The following is a 16,293-nucleotide window of genomic DNA, read 5'->3' on the forward strand; positions in this document are numbered from 1 at the left end:
GTGTGATTGCGCTATGGAAAATGCGAGCATCCGCGTTGTGCGTCCTCAGGCTCGTGTTTCGAAACGGCGATGGCCGCCGTCCGCCCGGACAAGATCAACCAGTACGCCTGATCTGCGGTCTAACGTGGATCGGATAATGGTCTCATCCATCAAGCTGAATGCCGTCGACAGAGCATCGGCGGTGGTCGCATCATCGGCGATGACGGTCACACGCCTGTACAATGCAGCTGCTCCTCCGGTGCGCGGATCAAGGATATGGCTGAAACGCTGGGCCTTGTCGAAGTGGAAACCCATGCCACTGGAGGTCGCGACAGCCTTGTCGATCACGTCGAGAACGACGTCGGGAAACGCGTCGTCCTGTCGCTCTGCTAGGCCGATCCGCCAGGGCGTTCCATCCAACCTCGAGCCTACAGCGCGATTTTCCCCCATGTTCACGAGACTGCTAGTTACCCCGGCGTCTCGCAGCAAGTCCACGATCCTGTCCGTGACGTAGCCTTGGGCGATGCCATTCAAGGTCAGTGCCATCTTCGGTCGAGTCAGGACGATGCGATCCCGATCGAACCTGATCCCTTCGAAGCCAACGGCGTCGAGCGTGTCCCTGATCTTTTCGGCTGAAGGGCCGGATGGGTCCGCCTCGGGCCGCGTGAAGTGGTCTCGGTATAGCGACCACAGCGGCTGTATAGTGGGATCGAACCCGCCGTCACTCATGTTCCAAAATTCTTGGCAGGAGCCAAGCAGCGCCACAAGGTCTTGCGGGGGAGCGACCAGAGCGCCGACGCGGTTCAACTCGGAAAGCGCGGTATCGTCACGATAGAGGCTGAACGCGCGTTCCAGTCTTGTGACCTCGGCGACGACTGTGTCGATCAATCGTTCGGCTCGCGCGCGGTCTTCATGATTGAGGATCAGTGTCGCTGGCGCGCCGAGAGCCTGTCCCTTCCAGGTGACGGTGCTTGATGCTGCCTTTGCGGCAGTCAGGAGGGGCAAACCGGCAGCTGCGGCGAAAATCGCGATTGCGCGGCGTCGAGTATATCCTTTAGCCATGGTTGTGCCCTTCCACACTTTCCTCGGCGTCGGGGCTGGTTGTCGTGGCGTCGACACCGCCTGCACCCAGCACGTAGTCCTGCGGGACCTCGCCGAACGGGACGACGCGCCCGCCGTTCTTGACGGAAAATTGTTGCGCCGCTTCCTCTGTGCCGAACGGCACAGCCTCTTCCGCGCCCATGCCGCCCCGCAAAGAGCTGCCGATGACGTAGAAAGCCTTGCGGGCGTCAATCCAGTTGTTTTCTCCGGGCTTCTCCCAGCTTGGCGCCTTGCTCATGTCGGAGACGTAGATCGCCGCGATGTCCTTCGGCTCCTCCGGCAGCATGGTGAACGCCAAGGCGTCGCGAGCGGACGAAAACCAGATGGGTTCGGGAACTTGCGCATCCAAAATGATCTGCCCCTTGGGTCCTGGGTGTTCGAGCACGTTCATTCCGCAGTATCTGCCTGTCGCTTCGGACGTCAGCGCGTACGGTGCGGGCGGAGGAGCCTTTTGCTCTTCCTTGCAGCTTGCGAGCAGAAAGGCCGACAGGAGTGCCGCGGCCACCAAAGCGCGTCTCATAGCTCCCTCCTCGAAAATACTGCCGCGGCGAGCGCTAGCGGCACGATGGTCCACGCAGCCAGTGCGCCGACCATCATCGCGGCATTAAGCCCGGAATGCTCGGCGACACCGCCCAGACCCGAAAAGGCGCTCGCCTCTCCCGAACCGAGGTTGAGCATCCGGTAAGCGTCGGTTGGATTGAATAGCAAAACCGCATCCAGCAGGCCTGACGGGATAGCATGCCCTCCCGCCGCGACCAGTGCGCCGAGCAACGCCATGTCGTAAATCAGGACAAAAAGCAGCCAGATGCCGATAGCTATCCCGCCCGCCGTGCTCCGCTCGCTGACGATCGCACTGGCGAGGTATCCGATCGCGACGAATACCGCCCCTAGGAGCACCGACGATCCGAGCATGTTGAGGAAGGCCCACCAACTGCCCGTGTCGATGTTGCCTCCCGTGATAGCGAGCGCCAGGGCGGCGGCACCATAGCCGCAGAGCGTCGCAAACGAGAGGATGGCAATGTGGCCGAGGAACTTGCCGAGAATGACCTGATTGCGTCCAATCGGATAGCTTAGAAGCAGCAGCATGGTGCCGCGCTCCATCTCGCCTACGATCGCGTCGTGCGAGAGCAGGAGCGCGATCAACGGCACGAGAAAGATGGTCAGGCTGGAAAGACTGACGATGACAACGTCGAGTTGGTTGACCCCGACATTCCCGGTCGGCGCGCTCCCCAGTGCGGTGAGGGTGAGCGCCAATGCTGCAAGGAGAAGGGTAGCTCCGAGCACCCATCGATTGCGCAAGCCTTCCCGGATCTCCTTGCGGGCCATAATAAGAATGTTCTTCATTCGGCCGCCTTCCGCCCGCCAAGAAAATGGGCATAGAGGTCGTCCAATGTCGGCTCGACGAGTTGCAGCCCGGCAACCTCCGCAGGGTTGGCTGTGACCTCCCGAAGGAGTGCGACTTTTTCGTCCATTGCCACCTCGGTCTCGACGGTATCGACGCCCGTGATCCTCCATCCACCTCCTGCATTCCAGTCAGCGGTCGATTTGCCGTTGGCAAGCCTGACACTCACGCGCGTGGGTAGCTGAGCCAAACCGCGCAATGTGTCCAGCGATCCATCAGCGACCTTGACGCCTTCGTTGACGATCACCACGCGATCGGCACGGCCTTCGAGTTCGGTCAATGCGTGTGACGAAAGAAGGATTGTGGTTCCAGCGGAGCGCAATCCGTCCAGGATGTCGTAGAATCGCCGACGAAGAGCCGGATCGAGACCGCTCGTAGGTTCGTCCAGAAGCAGGACCCGCGGGTGGCCAAGCAGTGCCTGCGCCAGTCCCAGTCTCTGCCGCATCCCCTTTGAATAGGTCCGAACCGGACGGTCGGCGGCAACCGGAGCCAGACCAACCTGCTCCAGAAGCTCAGGCACCGAGGAGACCTCGACGCGCTTGAGGCGGGCGTAGAAGGCCAGCGTTTCGCGCCCCGTCAGGGCCATGTGGAAGGAAACGCTTTCCGGCAGGTAGCCAAGCCGCCTGCGGACCTCGAAGTCGCCCTTGGCCGGATCCTCGCCGAGAACGAGCACGCTGCCCGTCGAGGGGCGAATGAGCCCAAGCATGAGTTTGATCAGTGTCGTCTTGCCAGCCCCGTTGTGGCCGACAAGCGCGACCGTTTCCCCTTCTGTGAGCTCGAACGTAACATCCCTGACGGCTTCGACGCTGCCATAGCGCTTGGCGACCCCGGATACTGCCACCGTCGTGACATTCATTGCGCCGGCCTCCCTTGGGTGGGGGGTGCCATCAGGGGATGGCTGTCTACGACGCCGCCCGGTAGAAGGGCCGGGAATTGAGCCTGAGCCCAGCGGATGACCTGGACTGCGGGGCTGGTGGCCAGCACCTTGGCCTGGGGAGCGGTCCACATCACCTTGTCCATGACATCGTTTGGACGATAGGCGTTGTCACCGAGCCCGTCGCCATCGAGATCAAACGCCGGATTGTCGCTCCAGTAATTGCCGTGGCCGTCCACCGACCAATCGAGATACCGAGTTCCCACGTATTTGACCTGATTGCGGTTGTTGATGAAGGCGTTTCCGCTTATCGAATTACCCTCCGAGCCGGCCGTAAAGTGAATGCCGATCGAACAGCCGTCAAACCTGTTGCCCTTCAGCCGGTTCTTGTTGGCGTTGTAGATGAAAACGCACTTCTCGGGACCCAAGCGCTCGCCCGAAAGGTTGGCGTTGGGGCTCGTTGGGCTGTCATCGGAAGGCATTTTGTCAGCGGGGTCGTGATTTCCGGCGGTTGTCCATCGGCTCTGGGGCTGCATCCGCCCAATGACGGTGTTCCCCTCTATTTGCGATCCGTTGGCGAAATTCAGCACGAGGCCATGATCGCGGTCGCCGTCAGACACGTTGCCGACGACTTTCAGCTTGTTGGAGAACATCAGCGCGTAGCCGACGGCGTTTCCTATAGACGTGTTGCCGCGGATCTCGCTGTTGTTGGTGTACATGTAATGGATCGCGAAACGCACGTCGTGGAATTTATTGCCACTGAACACATTGCGTTTGCTTGCGATCGTGAAGATGCCGTCGCGGCCGAAGCTGACGTCGTTATCGATGATCTTGGCGCCCGGCGCGTTCCAAACCGCGATCCCGTTGCCCAACTCGCTCATGTGGCCCTTCTTCAGGCCGATGACCGTGTTTTTACGGACCAAGGAATCGGCGGCCCCGTGGACGTAGATCCCGTAGAGGTTCCCGGTAACGCTGTTGCGTTCGATAAGCGCGCCTGTTGCGTTCTCGGTGGCAAACACGCCTGAGTCCATGCCTTCGAGGTTCGTGCCCGAACCGCTGATTTCAAGACCACGGAGTGTTACGCCGGCCGCGTCGATGGTGACGACGGTGCCTTTTCCGTCGCCCATGATCGCAGCGCCGGGTTCGCCTTCCAGCGTCACGGACTTGGTGATTTTCACGGGACCCTTGTACTTGCCCGGACGCAATATGATGCGGTCCCCCGGTGATGCCGCCTCGATGATCGATGCCAGGTCATCGACGGGCGTGACCGTCCGCTCCGCGGCCTCGGCGGGGGTGGCGATGGCGACCCAGAAGGCCACCATCGCTGTGATCATCACGCGCCTCATCATACCGACTTCGGTTCGACCATCATGCGTCCCTTCATTTCCATGTGCATCGCATGGCAGAACCATGTGCAATAGTACCAGTAGACCCCGGGCTTGGAGGCCTTGAAAGTCACTGACGCCGTCGCCTGCGGCCCGATCTCCATGTTGATACCGTAATTGACGATGCAGAAGCCGTGAGTCAGGTCCTCGACCTCGTCGATGTTGGTGACGTAAACGGTCACCTCGTCGCCCTCCTTGACGGTGAAGGACTCAAGCCCGAACGCGGGAGCCGCCGACGTCATATAGACGCGCACCTTGTCGCCATCGCGCTTCACCTCGGAGTCCACCATGAGGTCGATATTGTCTTTTTTGGCTTGAGCGACGGCGTCTGCGAAGAAGGGGTCCTCACGGTTCCACACGTGAACCGGGTTGATCTTGGACGCGTGCACGATTGTTGCGTCGTGGGGCTCGGCGAAGGTCGGGTTGTCGTGGACGAGCACCATTTCATCCCCTGAGATGTCGATCAGCTGATCGCTCTCCGGCTTCAGCGGGCCGGCGTTGAGGTAGCGATCTTTCGAGAACTTGTTAAGCGAGATGAGCCACTTGCCGTCGGCCTCCTTGGTCTGGCCCATCGAGGAGTGGTTGTGCCCGGGCTGATAATGGACATCCAGCTTCTGGCGGATCGGATTGACCTTCTCGCCCTTAAACGCCCGTATGGCATCCTCGATGTTCCACTTGCACACCTGGCTGTCGAGGAAGAGCGTCGTATAGGCGTTTCCCCTCCCGTCGTAGGCCGTGTGCAACGGACCAAGCCCAAGTTCTGTTTCGGCGACGACGGTGTCGCGCGGCTGGATCTTGTCGTCGAAGAGGTCGTCGAACTTGCGCACGTCGAATACCGTGACCGTCGGTGACAGCTTGCCATTGGCGACGAAGTGGATGCCATCCGGGGCCGTATTTATACCGTGAGGACTGTTGGGCACCGGAATGTAGCGGGTGTACTTCGAGCCGTGGGAGCCATCGATGACGGGAACGCCGCCGATCTCCTTGTAGTCGCCCTTGGTGACCGCTTCTTCGATGCGTTTGAGATTGAACACGACGACCCAGTCCATGTCCTTGCTCATCATCTCTTCGAGAGTTACTCCCTCCTCCGAGTTGTAGCAGGTCGAATAGCAGTACTTGCCCTGGTAGTCCGCGTCGACGTTGTCGAGGTTGCCGTCGACCATGACCTGCCATGCGACTTTCATTGTCTCGCCGTCGACCGCGGTGAAAATGGATTGGTACTGCTTTGGATCGTCCAGGACCTTGCCGTCATTGGGGATCGGCACACCGTCTTCGCCGTTGCAGAACACGTAGCCTGTCTTGGGGAACTTCTGGACGCGCAGCCCGTGCACGGTATGTTGGTTTGGAAGCTCGATGATCTTGTCGCACTTCATGACGTCGAGACGGATACGGCAGACGCGTGTGTTGGATTTGTCGTTGGCAAAGAGGTAACGGCCGTCGTAGGTGCCGTCCGTGAACGACGGGTGTGGGTGGTGAAGGTCGCCGTTCTGGTAGACGCCGCCGCGATCTTTGAGAAACTCGACCGTCTCCGGTCGCATGTTTTCCGTGAGGACCTTCAGGCTCTCATTCGTTTGCCCCCATCCCGTCGCGCTGCAGCGGTTGAACACCGGAATGCGCATGATTTCTCGCATCGAGGGAACGCCGACGATGCGGACTTCACCCGACTGGCCACTTGAGAAGAAGGTGTAGTATTCGTCGAGCTCGCCGGGGCGGACCTCCCACTTCGCCGGCTCCTGGGCCATGGCCGGAGACGCCCCGCCTGCAAGGCCCAGCGCACCGGTGGCCGTAGCCGCTCCTGCGGCCGCGGCCACGGCGGTGGTACCCAGTAGTTGGCGTCGGTTGAAAAGGGGCAGGTTTTTATCTTCATTCGACATGGTATTGCCTCCTGAGATGCGGCTCACATTTGCCGCGTGCCTATTTCGAGTTGGTGACGGGCTCTCCGTTATGCGTGACAAGCGTCTTCGGCGGTGTCTTTTCGCCTCTCGATCCGGGCGTTGACAGCGCCATGAATTTTTCGCGCTTGAGCCGCACCTGGATCATGTGCGGACAGCGCTGGTCGTCATGGTAGAGTTCCTGGCAGTGCATGCAGTAGATGCACTCGTTGACGTTGATCGGGCCTTCCGGATGAATTGCCTGTACCGGGCACTCTTTCGCGCAACGCTGGCAGGGAGAGCCGCATTCTGGCCATCGCTTCAACCACTCGAAGGTGCGGATGCGCCCAGGGATGGCAAGTGCCGCCCCCAGCGGGCAGAGGTAACGGCAGTAAAATCGCTCGATGAAGAGGCTAGCCGCAAGAAGCGCCAAGGCGAAGACCACGAACGGCCAGTCACGGATGAATTTGAGGATAATCGCGGTCTTGAACGGCTCGACCTCGGAGAGCATTTCCGCATAGGCCATCGAATAGAACGACATGCCGAAAAGCCCGAGGAAGACGATGTATTTGATAGGCCAAAGGCGCTCGTGCAGTCCCCAGGGGATGGTGACCTGCGGCACCTTCAGGCGCTTGGCGACGATGCTCAGCAGTTCCTGCAAAGCGCCGAACGGGCAGAGCCAGCCACAGAACGGGCCGCGCCCCCAAAACAGGAGGCCGGCTGCGACGGCGGCCCAAAGAATGAAAATCAACGGTGCAGCCAGGAAGAACTCCCAGCTGAAATTGGTGACCAGCGCGTTCGTGAACGTGAGGACGTTGACGACCGACAGCTGCGCATTGGCATACCAACCGAGCCAGACGAGCGTAAATACCAGATATCCGGTACGAAGCCAGCCGAAAAATTTCGGCCTTTTGACGAGCCAGTCTTGGAAGAAGAAGATGGCGGTCAGGACAAGGAGAGCTGCGACTGTGACTGCGATTGAGATGCTGTTCATCTCCCACATGCGTTGCCACAACGGTATTTCGTCAGGCGTCAACTTCGGATCGCTAGCCTGGGAGGGCGCCACCTGCGGTGTCTGGGCCGGCGTCGTCGGTACCTCGGCCTTGGTGACGGTGTAGTAACTGGGGGGAAGCGAGTATCCGATCGTAAACGGGATAACCGATTTGTCCCGAGCACCCGTGCTGCTACGCTGCACGAGCAGTTCCAGTTCCCACGGCTCAGTCGCGTCAAAGGCGAATTCCAGCGGCACTTCGAACAAAGCGATCTCCCGCAGGCGGGGAGCGTCCGACGGCACGAGCGCTGCGATCCTGGTATGGTCTCGATCGCGAAACCGCAGCCCTTGTCCGTCCTGCAGCAACTCGATGCGGTCGAAAATGCCGCCTCGGACGTAGCCGGAACCTTTGAAGGAGTATGCTCCGTCTCCCGCCACAAGGATTGCGGACTGTCCCGGCTTGAGTTTGCCGGCGAGGCGCTGATATGCGACGTCGCCCAGGAGCGTCTTGCCAATCGCGGGCACGCTCACCGGCGCGATGTACAGATCGATGAAACGGTTTTCGGGGTTTGCGGACTCCGGATGGGAAGCCGCTTCCGCATGCCCGGCCTCTTGAAAGGCCTTCGAAACCTCCCCAATCGTCAACCGAAGGCTCCGGACGGAGCCGTCGCCAAGGAGGGTTTGCCAGTCGCTCGCCTGATCCTTGGAAAGGTCGAGTTTTTTGACGGCAGTTGCCTGTTGAACGCCGACCGAGTGGCCGCCAGCCAAGCGGTTGCTCCTAATGAGGCTGACGGCCGAGCGGACGATACTGTCGCCCATGACGAGAACCGTCACGGTCGCTCCACTGACGATATCCACCTCCGGTGGGCGCTCAGCCCCGGCCGCGACCCGTCCAAGATCTTTGCCGATGATCGAATTCAACGCGGCGACGACTTTGGCTTCAGGGATCCCGATCAGGACGATCGGCTCGTGGTGTTCGAGGAGTTTGAAGCCCTTGATAATGCCGGATTGATCGATGCCAACCGCGATGCGGATAGGCTTGCCGGAATAGCCGACCGAACTGGTAAAATCGGAATTGAGATAAACGTACCCGAGCAGGTCATCACCCCGATAGACCGGCGCGATGGGTGGTTCACCCACGGTGTCTCCGAAGCGGTCGGCCCCTTCAAAAAGCTCACCCGGCTGGACTCTTTCAAGAAAAGTGGGAAGCTGTCCTGCCAATGCTGCGGTTCCGAACAAAAGTCCGACGAACGCCACTGCAAGCACGAGCATGTTTGCAAACAATGACAACCGAACTCTTTGTGAAAAGTTCATTGCGCTGACCGTAGGATTTCTTTGCGTCCCAAGATCAGAATGTATCCTAACCTTGATCAAAGACAACTCCTCGTTGGAAAAACTTACGATTCTCTGACAGTGGATATTCGGGCAAGGGGAAGACCTGACAGGAGTGAGCTGGTATGTCGTCAAACACCTCTGATCCTTGGAAACTGGCCTCATTGGACGAGCTGTTGGCGCTTGCTGGTGCGATGGAACAGGAAGCGATAGACGGATACGTCGCCCTCGGTCTCAGGATGAAGGCCATGGGACGTCCCGAGCTTGCGGCAGTGTTCGACGCGCTGGTCGCCGAGGAGCGGGCGCACTTGAGAAAAGTGGGCGAATGGGAGAACGCGCTTCGACACAAAACGCGCTCGGTCTCCACACATCCTCCCGAGCATTTGTTCGACGACGAGGGAGCGGGGAACGTGGCTCCCGAGATGCTGAGCGCCTACCGCGCGTTCTCGATTGCCGTTCGCAACGAGGAACGCGCGTTCGTGTTCTGGTCTTACGTCTCGGCCCATGCCCGGTCGCAAGACATTAGAGACGCGGCCGAACGAATGGCCCGGGAGGAACTCGGTCACGTTGCCACGTTGAGACGCGAGCGGCGGCGTGCATTTCATCAGGAACGAAGCCAGGTACTCTCGGTCGACAAAGGCGATTTGCCGCTCCTCGAGCGGAAGTTGTCGAACCTCCTTAAATCGATGGCAGAACTATCGACGGTGGGCGGGCGCGACGACCTACTGGCTCGTTCAAATGAAGCCGACCTGAGGTCAAAAACGATGCTGGAACACCCGTTTTTGACCACTTCGCGTCCGGAGAGGGCGACACAAAAGGCAGTCGAAAGTGCGCTGCCGCTCTGTGAATTCCTGGCAGAGTGCTACCTCGACATCGGAGATCGCGCGGCCAATGAGGAGGATGCTGATAGGGCCCGCGAGTTCGCCTCCCAGGTCATTCACTGTCTTCGGGCGCTTCGCCGCCTACCCTCGACATGATCGCAAGCCACCGTCCTAGTCCATCTCAGCATCTAGTCATGGCGGAGACGACGCGGTCAATTCCTTCGGGGCGCCGAGCTGCATCAGAATGAACGTCGAGCCGATCGTGCCCCAGATTACCGCATACGGTTTCGTGTTTGTTTCCGATTTGTGCGCCCAGGATCGCATAATGTATCATCTGGAACGCAAGTCGTCCCGGTCAGTCTTCGGTGAAATCCTGAAGGACAGCCGACGATGGAGGATCTGCATGCCGCGGCTGACACGCTTGCGTTGCTCTGCCTTAACAGAATTCCAGGCCTCGAAATCACGGCGCAGCATTTCCGGCGTCTCGTGTGCGCGACACGCTGGAGTTCCTGTATTTTGATTTTGCGCGCCCGGGCATCGACGACAGTCTCAAGCGAACCATTTGGGGCGAGAGCATAGACGAGCTTGCAGTCCAGTGCCTCTGCGGCAAGGCGCAGGGTATTGAGCTGGATTGTTCCAACTGCTTCCGATTTCTCGATTGATTCAATTGTCTGCGGCCGAACTCCAATACGCGCGCCGAGTTGTGCGCCTGTCATGCTGAGCGCATCGCGTAGCGCTCAGCAGCTTTGGATCAGTTACAGTCTAACAGAATGTCCTGAAATCAGGTTATGGTCTGATGATCAATGTCAGCCATGGCCTGATTCTGGCGTGGACATCGAATGTAGTTCCACAAGTGGGACTTCACTGGACACCTGCTTTGCGTTCCCTCTTTGGACACGCAACCGACGACGTTCAGTCTCGTAGACTCAGCGTGCTAATTCCCTTCGCCGAAGTCTCTGCGGGTCGTGCCTATTGCTGCCTGTGCGTCAGCCAGGCCACGGATCATTGCACGGAATACGCCCGGCAGAGGAACGTGACGGAGACGGGGCACCCGGTCCCAGGCGGGGTTCTTTGCCATCCAAGCCGCCATATTGCGCTCTGCCTCAAATTTTGAACAAGAGAGGATGGAACGCGACGAGGTAGGTGCCGCCCGTTGACCTGACAGAAGGATAAACCAGCCCGGACTGTCCTTTTGCTTGCGGAGCCACTTTGCAAGGGTCTGTCCTGCCAAGTAGGCCACTGCATGGTCTGCGCTCAGGAGCGGGGCAGCCACAAATTCCTCGCCTCGCAGATCATGGAATTCTCGGAGAGCGTGCTCAGCTTGGGTCGCCCTGCGTAGGAAGACAGCTCGACATCCGTCCGACGGTGCTGTTCCATCTGATATCGCGCTCGACCCGGTCTCTGTGCCCAGTCGAGCACAACGTGCATTGTTGGATCAGGTGAGATGGTGACCGAGGCGGCGAGAGGGATGACGGCCCCAGGCGGCGGCGCTGATCATGCCGATGAAAAGAACCGATCATCCGCGCCGTTCTCGGCTGGCGGTGCGAAGCCCCGATACGGCCTCTCTTTGGAGCTGGTCTGGCACCGGACCGGCCCTGGCCTGCAACGGCTCAGCCGACCTTCTTCCCCTGACCGCAAGCGGTCCTTCCTCGCGCGCCAACAAGCTCGGCTGCCGCCGTCCTCCGCTCACGCTGCGGTCCTTCAGATGCATTCCGTCCGATCCATTGCCTGTCGACCACCATCGAGGCCGCATCGGGCGGCTTCGAACAAACCTCAGGAGATACGACAATGGCTCAGATCGGCACCTTCACCCGCGAAGAAAACGGCGCCTACGCAGGCGCCATCAAGACCCTCACTCTCAGCGTCAAGGCGACCATCAAGCCCTGCGACCGCGACAATGACCGGGCCCCCGACTTCCGCGTCACCGCAGGGGGTGTCGAGTTTGGAGCAGGCTGGACTCGCACCGCCCGCGAAACGGGCGCCGAATACCTCTCGCTCAAGCTCGATGACCCATCCTTCACAGCTCCGGTGTACGCCTCTCTCATCCAGGGCGACAACGGCGAGCACAAGCTTATCTGGTCCCGCTGACCAGCCCGGGCGCTCCGCTCACAGCGGGGCGCCGCATTCCACTCCCTCGGGGGCATGCGGAGCAGAGCCCGCAACCATCGACAAATCCGGCGTTCAGCAAACGGCGCTCCGCAAAAGTCGAGCCTCGCGCCGCCTGCCAGAAGGCCTCCGAGCGGGACCGCGGTTACCTCTCGGTCAATGGCGACGACGGCCTCCAGCTGAAATGGACCCGCCGAACCGGGGTTAAGGCGCATCGGCCAAGGCGGCTAACCCTTTCCTGGAAGCCGGAAACAGGCATCGAGCCGGATTCTGGCCGTCTGTCGCCAAACGAGACGTAGAGGTCTGCTGCGCCCGAGTTATCTTCCGCGATAAAAGGGCAGCCGTCAGGGGCGGGCGATTGCCCATGTGTGGACGGCTGTGGAATGCGGCACATAAGTGTTGTCGGCGACATCATGTTCAGTCATGTTTCCGGCCTATGATCGCGGCTTCCGCGGATGGATCCGCGGCGCCGTGACGACGGCCTTGGGCCCAACATCTTTCGTACTTTTTTCGAGACTTCATCGAGCGTCGCCATCATCCGGGTAGGCTGTGAAAGCGACGAGGTGAGTGCCGGTACATATCTGATGACTTGATATTCTCTGCTGGAGGAGAGGGCTCTCAAGTGAGCCGCCGTACGTTTGCGCAGGACGAGCCCCGCACACATCGCTATCCGGGACTGCTCGCCAAGATCATGGTGCAGGCTGCGAACCGTCTGGTGATCGAGGCCTTTGGCAAGCAGGAGCGCATTCAGGAAAAGTTCGATTGAATGGAGCGCCAGAAGGCGCAGCGGAAGATGAACGGACTTTGGTGCGGCCTCACCAAGTTTGACGGCCGCGTCTTCATACTGCGCTGCCAGCGCCAGGGTTCCCCGAACGCTTGCGTTTTCACCTGGACAAATAGGCTCCATCGAGATGGCCCCCACGGCCGGCAAGAGTCCGGTCATGACGTGTTGCTGATTGTCGGCGGAAGCGGCTTGACGCTCAGCGCTCCGAGCTGTGTGCGCCGATCCGAATAAGATCCTTCAGCAGCCTCCGTAGCTCCGGCCACGGTGAACGTTCGAGCCTCAGCCCCGGATCTTCCATGATGATCAGGCAATGGAGCTTTGCTGTGACTTCGGTCAGGGAGGAGGGGGCCGTGATCTGCATGACGCGACCGGCTATCCCCGCCTGAAGCGCGAGCTGATGTTCCAGGGTGACGGCCGCAGTGTACCCCAGACGCTGGTCGGCTTCTTTCCATTGTTTCCGACGCCGGCGGAGTTCGGCCCTCGCCTGGGAAAGTTGGTCCAGGTTCAACAGAGGACGCAATCGATTGATGTCTGAGAACGAGCGGGCCGAGACCGGATGGTCTGTCCCGGCGATCCGCAATTCGACCATCGCAGCGCCGCCGGTCTCCTCCAGCAAGTCCGTCTCAAGCTGTTGTCTGAGGCGGGTCGCTCGCATTCGACGCTGATGAAACGCGTACCATCTTGGCCACATCTCTCTGACAGGCGTTGGCCCCTCAGCTCTGCGCTGGTCCCGTGTTTCTTCGACCCGCGCGCTCAGCCAGCGTGCCGTGACGGAAAGAAGATTTCGGCGGTCGATCAGCCGCGGCAGGATAACGGGGACGCCGTCCTGGGGATTGTCTTTTCCACGCGTGATTGCAGGCAAAGTTCTGCTAGTCTCAGAATCAGCCATGATCCGAGCTTTCTAAGGCTTGCGTTTGGTTAGCGCGGCTTTCGTGATTCTACGAATGCGGCGTCACTTCTAATTCGTAACAGGGATACGATATCCGCTAATGCTCATTTCTTCAAGAGTAAATCGTATCGGTGTTACGATATGAAGCCCATCCAATGTAAGATGGCTCGTGTGGCGCTCGGTTGGGGTATAAGAGATTTGGCAAAGCATGCCGACGTATCTCCCGATACCATCGCCAGACTGGAACGAGGCGAGCGGCTTCGGGATGCAACCATAAGAGACATCCAAAACGCCTTTGAAAAGGCTGGCTTAGAGTTCATCCCGGAAAATGGTGGTGGCGTCGGCGTGCGCTTTTCCAAACCGAAAGAGTTTGATTACCCGGGCAGTTGAGATGGTAGTCCGCTCGAAGCGGACGTGCGGGTCAGGCTTACCGTTCAATGCGAAGCTCCGTCCAACCGTCGGACTGCCGTCGGCTGAAACGCGCCCTGATTTTGACCGTTGGGTTTGCCGGAACCTGAGTAGAATGGCCTGCATTGCAGGCCTCCGCACTGTCACGCATGACAGGAGAAACCGCCAATATCCCGGTGCCGCTGGATGACCAGCTCTGTTACGCAATTTACACCGCGGGCATCGCTATCCAGCAGCTCTACAAGCCGCTTCTCGACGAACTGGGCCTGACCTATCCCCAGTATCTCGCGCTCAACGTCCTACGGCACGAGGATGGGTGCACGGTTGGCGCCATCGCCGAACGATTGTCGCTGGAGTCCAGCACGCTGACGCCGTTGCTCAAGCGGCTTGAAACGTCTGGCTTGGTACGCCGCACACGAAATCCGGAAAGCGAACGGCAGGTGGTGGTCTCCCTGACCGATCAGGGCAGGGCTCTTCGGCTCCGCGCCGGTTGCCTCGGAGATGCCCTCCTGGACGCATCCGGAAGCAACGCCGGCGATCTCGCGACACTGAACAAGGGGGTCAGAGCGCTGCGCACTCAGATCTACAAGCGCACCGGCGGCCGAGACACGTCAATGTAACTTCGAGTCCCGAGCGCCGTTCGGCAAAGCCTTTTCTTTCCGCCGGTTTGCGTCGTTCGCTCGATCTCCATCAAAACGAGAGCCGGGCGTTCTCCTTGACTTCCTTCATCACAAAGAAGGTCCGCGTCTGTCGCACGCCGGGCAATGCAATCAGCTTCTGGCCGTGCAACTTGTTGAAATCCGCCATGTCGCGGACCCTGATCTTCAGGAGATAGTCGAAGTCGCCGGCGACCAGATTGCAGTCTAGCACTTCCTTCATCGCCATAACCGCGCCCTCGAAGGCGGCGAAGCTCTCAGGCGTCGACCGGTCGAGCACGACGCCGACCATCACCAGGGCCCCGAGTCCGACGGCCGCGGGGGCGATTTCCGCCCTAACGCCAATGATGAAACCCTCCTCGAACAACCTTTGCGTCCGCCGGTGGCAGGTGGCGGCGCTGACATTGACGCGCTCGGCAAGGTCCGCGTTGGACAGCCGGCCCTCGGATTGCAGGGCCCGCAGGATCTTGAGGTCGATCTTGTCCAGATCCTGATCGGAAGAATCTTGCATTTTTGTGCCAATCTTTTTGAGGATAGTGAAGGAAAGCTCAGATTTTTAGATCATCGCCATCATTTTAGCTATCGCATTCGAGAGCACCTTTCGAGCGAGTTCATCTATCCTTCGCCTGCTGTTTTCACATGGAGACCTGGACGATGTCGCTGCTCGAAAAGTTTGAACGCTACCCGCTCACCTTCGGCCCCACGCCGATCGAGCATCTGCCGCGACTGACGGCAGCACTTGGCGGCAAGGTGGAGATCTATGCTAAGCGCGAGGACTGCAACTCCGGTCTGGCCATGGGCGGCAATAAGCTTCGCAAGCTTGAATACATCGTGCCGGATGCGATTGCGTCGGGCGCCGATACGCTGGTCTCGATCGGCGGCGTTCAGTCCAACCATACGCGCATGGTGGCGGCTACGGCTGCCAAGATCGGCATGAAATGCGTGGTCATCCAGGAGAAATGGGTGCCCCACAACGACGCCGTCTACGATCGCGTCGGCAACATCTTGATGACGCGGTTGATGGGCGCCGACAGCCGGTTGGTCGACGACGGATTCGACATTGGAATCCGCAAGAGCTGGGAGGATGCGATCCAGTCGGTGAAGGATGCCGGTGGCAAGCCCTACCCGATCCCGGCCGGGGCTTCGGTACACAAATACGGTGCACTCGGTTATGTCGGCTTTGCCGAGGAAGTGGCCGCACAGGAAAAGGAACTCGGCTTCACCTTCGACTACATCGTCGTCTGCGTCGTCACCGGTTCGACACAGGGTGGCATGATCGTCGGTTTTGCAGCGCAGGACCGCGCCGATCGGGTGATCGGCATCGATGCCTCAGGCACACTCGAACAGACCCGCTCTCAGGTTCGAAAGATCGTCGATTCCACCGCTGAACTGGTCCGCCTCGGCAGGTCGATCCGCGAAGACGAGATCGTCGTCAATCCCGACTACGCCTATCCCGCCTATGGCGTACCGTCGGAAGAGACCAACGCGGCAATCCGGCTGGCGGCCCGCACCGAGGCCATGATCATCGACCCGGTCTATGAGGGCAAATCGATGCAGGGGATGATCGATCTCGCCCGCAAGGGCTTCTTCCCCGAAGGCTCGCGCGTACTCTACGCCCATCTCGGCGGCGCACCAGCGCTGAACGGCTACAGCTACTACTACAAGGAAGGCTGAGCCGCTGCCCCTGTCAGCTC

Annotated in this window: 15 protein-coding genes and 1 pseudogene; 6 read left to right on the forward strand and 10 right to left on the reverse strand. The window is 59.9% G+C overall.

Annotated elements, in window-relative coordinates; all coding sequences use genetic code 11:
* Positions 1-45 precede the first annotated feature (45 nt).
* The 7 genes from P0086_RS10025 to P0086_RS10055 are packed head-to-tail and all read right to left on the reverse strand — an operon-like array spanning position 46 to position 8,917.
* Positions 46-1,041, reverse strand: coding sequence for an FAD:protein FMN transferase (locus tag P0086_RS10025; RefSeq protein ID WP_112597224.1), 996 nt, complete (start codon positions 1,039-1,041; stop codon positions 46-48).
* Positions 1,034-1,600, reverse strand: a complete 567-nt coding sequence (locus P0086_RS10030; protein WP_060586046.1) for a nitrous oxide reductase accessory protein NosL — start codon at positions 1,598-1,600, stop codon at positions 1,034-1,036. Before P0086_RS10030 ends, P0086_RS10025 begins: the two co-directional genes overlap by 8 nt.
* Positions 1,597-2,424 (reverse strand): ABC transporter permease, encoded by an 828-nt coding sequence (locus tag P0086_RS10035; RefSeq protein ID WP_060586044.1) that lies wholly within the window; start codon positions 2,422-2,424, stop codon positions 1,597-1,599. The genes P0086_RS10030 and P0086_RS10035 overlap by 4 nt, the downstream gene beginning before the upstream one ends.
* Entirely contained in the window at positions 2,421-3,338 is a 918-nt protein-coding gene (locus tag P0086_RS10040; RefSeq protein WP_060586042.1) for an ABC transporter ATP-binding protein, read from the reverse strand. Before P0086_RS10040 ends, P0086_RS10035 begins: the two co-directional genes overlap by 4 nt.
* On the reverse strand, positions 3,335-4,690 hold the full coding sequence (locus P0086_RS10045; protein ID WP_162702335.1) for a nitrous oxide reductase family maturation protein NosD: 1,356 nt from the start codon (positions 4,688-4,690) through the stop codon (positions 3,335-3,337). The genes P0086_RS10040 and P0086_RS10045 overlap by 4 nt, the downstream gene beginning before the upstream one ends.
* Before the next feature lie 11 nt (positions 4,691-4,701).
* On the reverse strand, positions 4,702-6,615 hold the full coding sequence (gene nosZ, locus P0086_RS10050) for a TAT-dependent nitrous-oxide reductase (RefSeq protein ID WP_112597229.1): 1,914 nt from the start codon (positions 6,613-6,615) through the stop codon (positions 4,702-4,704).
* A 40-nt stretch (positions 6,616-6,655) separates the two neighbouring features.
* A complete protein-coding gene (locus P0086_RS10055) occupies positions 6,656-8,917 on the reverse strand; it encodes a NosR/NirI family protein (protein WP_112597230.1) in 2,262 nt (753 codons plus the stop codon).
* A gap of 143 nt (positions 8,918-9,060) precedes the next feature.
* Here P0086_RS10055 and P0086_RS10060 point away from each other — a divergent pair, with 143 nt between their 5' ends.
* Positions 9,061-9,912: a ferritin family protein gene (locus P0086_RS10060; protein ID WP_112597232.1), complete on the forward strand. Its 852-nt coding sequence runs from the start codon at positions 9,061-9,063 to the stop codon at positions 9,910-9,912.
* Positions 9,913-10,235: 323 nt separating this feature from the next.
* Here P0086_RS10060 and P0086_RS10065 read toward each other — a convergent pair.
* A pseudogene (locus tag P0086_RS10065) lies at positions 10,236-10,493 on the reverse strand (helix-turn-helix domain-containing protein); the annotation flags it as partial.
* A gap of 1,051 nt (positions 10,494-11,544) precedes the next feature.
* Here P0086_RS10065 and P0086_RS10070 point away from each other — a divergent pair.
* Both P0086_RS10070 and P0086_RS10075 read left to right on the forward strand, forming a co-directional pair.
* Positions 11,545-11,844 carry a DUF736 domain-containing protein gene (locus P0086_RS10070; RefSeq protein WP_112597233.1) on the forward strand — a complete coding sequence of 100 codons (300 nt, stop codon included), beginning with the start codon at positions 11,545-11,547 and terminating at the stop codon, positions 11,842-11,844.
* Between the two features lie 640 nt (positions 11,845-12,484).
* Positions 12,485-12,628: a hypothetical protein gene (locus P0086_RS10075; RefSeq protein ID WP_162702336.1), complete on the forward strand. Its 144-nt coding sequence runs from the start codon at positions 12,485-12,487 to the stop codon at positions 12,626-12,628.
* A gap of 214 nt (positions 12,629-12,842) precedes the next feature.
* Here P0086_RS10075 and P0086_RS10080 read toward each other — a convergent pair whose 3' ends face one another.
* Positions 12,843-13,262 carry a hypothetical protein gene (locus P0086_RS10080; protein WP_112597235.1) on the reverse strand — a complete coding sequence of 140 codons (420 nt, stop codon included), beginning with the start codon at positions 13,260-13,262 and terminating at the stop codon, positions 12,843-12,845.
* A 414-nt stretch (positions 13,263-13,676) separates the two neighbouring features.
* Here P0086_RS10080 and P0086_RS10085 point away from each other — a divergent pair, with 414 nt between their 5' ends.
* Together P0086_RS10085 and P0086_RS10090 are read left to right on the forward strand one after the other, a co-directional pair.
* A complete protein-coding gene (locus P0086_RS10085) occupies positions 13,677-13,925 on the forward strand; it encodes a helix-turn-helix transcriptional regulator (RefSeq protein WP_275785072.1) in 249 nt (82 codons plus the stop codon).
* Positions 13,926-14,092: 167 nt separating this feature from the next.
* Positions 14,093-14,563, forward strand: a complete 471-nt coding sequence (locus P0086_RS10090; protein WP_112597239.1) for a MarR family transcriptional regulator — start codon at positions 14,093-14,095, stop codon at positions 14,561-14,563.
* Between the two features lie 70 nt (positions 14,564-14,633).
* Here the strand turns inward: P0086_RS10090 and P0086_RS10095 are convergent, their stop codons facing one another.
* The gene (locus P0086_RS10095) at positions 14,634-15,110 is read right to left on the reverse strand and encodes an Lrp/AsnC ligand binding domain-containing protein (RefSeq protein ID WP_112597240.1); all 477 of its coding nucleotides are present in this window, start codon (positions 15,108-15,110) and stop codon (positions 14,634-14,636) included.
* A gap of 143 nt (positions 15,111-15,253) precedes the next feature.
* Between P0086_RS10095 and P0086_RS10100 the strand changes: the two genes are divergently transcribed.
* Entirely contained in the window at positions 15,254-16,273 is a 1,020-nt protein-coding gene (locus P0086_RS10100; protein ID WP_275785075.1) for a 1-aminocyclopropane-1-carboxylate deaminase, read from the forward strand.
* Positions 16,274-16,293: the final 20 nt, after the last annotated feature.

It is taken from the genome of Mycoplana sp. MJR14, from assembly GCF_029210525.1.
Lineage (GTDB): Bacteria > Pseudomonadota > Alphaproteobacteria > Rhizobiales > Rhizobiaceae > Mycoplana.